Here is a 2,853-nt window from a genome sequence, read left to right on the forward strand (position 1 = left end):
ACCGTCACGCCCTGCGCGGTGTAGGTGTCACCGCCCAACCGGTTCGCCCACGGGTACAGGATGGGAATGCCCATCGTCTTGCCGGCTTTGACGTAGGCGTCCGGGCCGCGACGTTGGCCGAGTAGCTCGACCCCGTTGTCGGTCAGCGATACGCCGATCATCCCGGCCTCCGGCACGAACCGGGCGGCGACCGGCGAGGAGGGGTCGCGCAGTGTCACGATGTGCATGCCCTACCTCGGTTACCTCAACTCACCCGGACAGTGGGTCGTGCTGGATGCGTTCCGGCGGAGCGCCTTTGGCGATCAGAGCGGCCCTGGTGGCCCCGACCATGTCCGGCCCGCCGCAGATCAGGATCTGCCGGTCACCCCACCCACCGTATCTGGTCACCACCTCCGGCAGGCGGCCCGTCTGGTGCACATGCAGCCCGCGGGGCGGGGTGCAGTCGGGATAGTCGGCGGCCCAGGGCGGGTCGGCGCCGTACTCGGAGACCGGCGAGACCGACAGCCACGGATTGTGCGCCGCGACCTGCCACAGTGTGGGCAGGTCGTAGAGCTCGCATCGGTAGCGGGCCCCGAAGAACAGGTGTACGCGTGGGTTCACCGCGTAGCGGCCCAGGTCCAGGATCAGTGCGCGCAGCGGCGCCAGGCCGGTGCTGCCGGCCACCATCAGCACGTCGCCGCCGTCCCGGTCGACGTGTAGCGCGCCGTGCGGGCTCGACAATCGCCACCGGTCGCCGGGGCGGGTCTCTGCGACGACGGCGGTGCTGACCAGCCCGCCGGGGACCACCCGGACATGGAACTCGATGCCGCCGTCCGGGTCGGCCGGCATGGCCGGGCTCAGGTAGCGCCAGCGGCGGGGGCACTGCGGGACCTGGACGGTGACGTACTGGCCGGGGTGGTAGTCCATCGGGCGGTCCAGGTGCAGGCGTACGACCGCGAGATCGCGGGAGACCCGGAGGTGCTCGACGACCGTGCCGTCCCACCAGGCGGGGCCTTCCTCGGCGTCGGCGGCACCGCTCATCACCCCGGTGATCAGGTTCAGCGACGCTATCGCGGCCGCGTCGACGGCCTCGGTCCAGGCTTGGCCGAGATGGTCGCGCAGCGCCACGTGCAACGCGCGGCGCAGGGTGCCGTAGTGAGTCGGCAGCACGCCGTACTTGCGGTGGTCGCGGCCCAGCTGGGCAAGGAAGGCCACCGGTTCGGCGGCGTGTTGCTCGACCAGCTCGGCGTAGACCCAGCGCAACGCCTGGGCGAAAGTCGCCCGCTGGCCGGCCATCTCGGCCGGGAACAGGTCGCGCACCGAGGCGTCGAGAGCGAACCAGTGCGTGTAGAACCGGTGGACGAGCGCGTCCTGCGCGACCGCCTCGCACAGCACCCGCAACGACTCCCGGTCCTCCAGGCTCACGGAACGGAATTCTAGGTGCGCCGCGCGCCGGCGATTGATCCTCGGTATTCAGGTCAGCAGCGAGGTCGACAATGGTCATCCGTTCGGCGTGCCGGGGCAGCTTCGCGGTGGAGTCAGGACCGTCGCGCAGGAGCAGGCAGCCCGCAGGGCCGGCACGTCGACCGGCACTTTTGACTTTCGGCCGACTTGAGCGGAACAGACTCAACCTTGACGGCGTTAGACAACGCGACAAGCATTTTCATTCGTACCCGACCCGAACGGAGGCGTCGTGGATTCTTTCAACCCGACCACCAAGACCCAGGCAGTGCTGACGGCGGCGCTGCAGGCGGCCTCATCCGCCGGTAACCCCGAGATCCGGCCCTCCCACCTGCTGATGGCCTTGCTGACGCAGGCCGACGGGATCGCCGCGCCGCTGCTCGAGGCGGTCGGAGTCGAGCCGGCGACCATCCGCGCCGAGGCCCAGCGCCTGCTGGACCGGCTGCCGCAGGCCAGCGGCGCCAGCGCGCAGCCGCAGCTGTCGCGCGAATCACTGGCAGCCATCACGACCGCCCAGCACCTGGCCACCGAGATGGACGACGAGTACGTCTCCACCGAACACCTGATGGTCGGCCTGGCCACCGGCGACTCCGACGTCGCCAAGCTGCTGACCGGCCACGCCGCCTCGCCGCAGGCCCTGCGTGAGGCGTTCGCGAAGGTGCGCGGCAGCGCGCGGGTCACCAGTCCCGACCCCGAGGCCACCTACCAGGCGCTGGAGAAGTACTCCACCGACCTGACCGCCCGGGCCCGCGAAGGCAAACTCGACCCGGTCATCGGCCGCGACAACGAGATCCGCCGCGTCGTGCAGGTACTGAGCCGCCGCACCAAGAACAACCCGGTCCTCATCGGTGAGCCCGGTGTCGGCAAGACCGCGATCGTGGAGGGCCTGGCCCAGCGCATCGTGGCCGGCGACGTGCCCGAGAGCCTGCGCGACAAGACCGTGATCTCGCTCGACATGGGCTCGATGGTGGCCGGCGCCAAGTATCGCGGCGAGTTCGAGGAGCGACTCAAGGCGGTGCTCGACGACATCAAGAACTCCGCCGGTCAGATCATCACTTTCATCGACGAGCTGCACACCATCGTCGGCGCCGGCGCCACCGGCGAGGGCGCGATGGACGCCGGCAACATGATCAAGCCGATGCTGGCCCGCGGCGAGCTGCGCCTGGTCGGGGCCACCACGCTCGACGAGTACCGCAAATACATCGAGAAGGACGCCGCGTTGGAGCGCCGCTTCCAGCAGGTGCTGGTGGGCGAGCCGTCGGTGGAGGACACCGTCGGCATCCTGCGCGGGCTCAAGGACCGCTACGAGGTGCACCACGGCGTGCGCATCACCGACTCGGCCCTGGTGGCCGCGGCCACGCTGTCCGACCGCTACATCACGGCCCGCTTCCTGCCGGACAAGGCCATCGACCT

2 protein-coding genes and 1 pseudogene are annotated in these 2,853 nt (G+C 70.0%); 1 reads left to right on the forward strand and 2 read right to left on the reverse strand.

Annotation, left to right across the window (positions count from 1 at the left end; translation table 11 throughout):
• Positions 1–227, reverse strand: a pseudogene (locus AC2VOK_RS03660) (aldose 1-epimerase); the annotation flags it as partial.
• 22 nt (positions 228–249) lie between these two features.
• A complete protein-coding gene (locus AC2VOK_RS03665; RefSeq protein WP_428899271.1) occupies positions 250–1,404 on the reverse strand; it encodes an FAD-binding oxidoreductase in 1,155 nt (384 codons plus the stop codon).
• A 268-nt stretch (positions 1,405–1,672) separates the two neighbouring features.
• Between AC2VOK_RS03665 and AC2VOK_RS03670 the strand changes: the two genes are divergently transcribed.
• On the forward strand, positions 1,673–2,853 hold a 1,181-nt coding region (locus AC2VOK_RS03670), incomplete at its 3' end, for a Clp protease N-terminal domain-containing protein (protein ID WP_428899272.1).

The organism is Mycobacterium sp. TH-M116 (assembly GCF_057473685.1).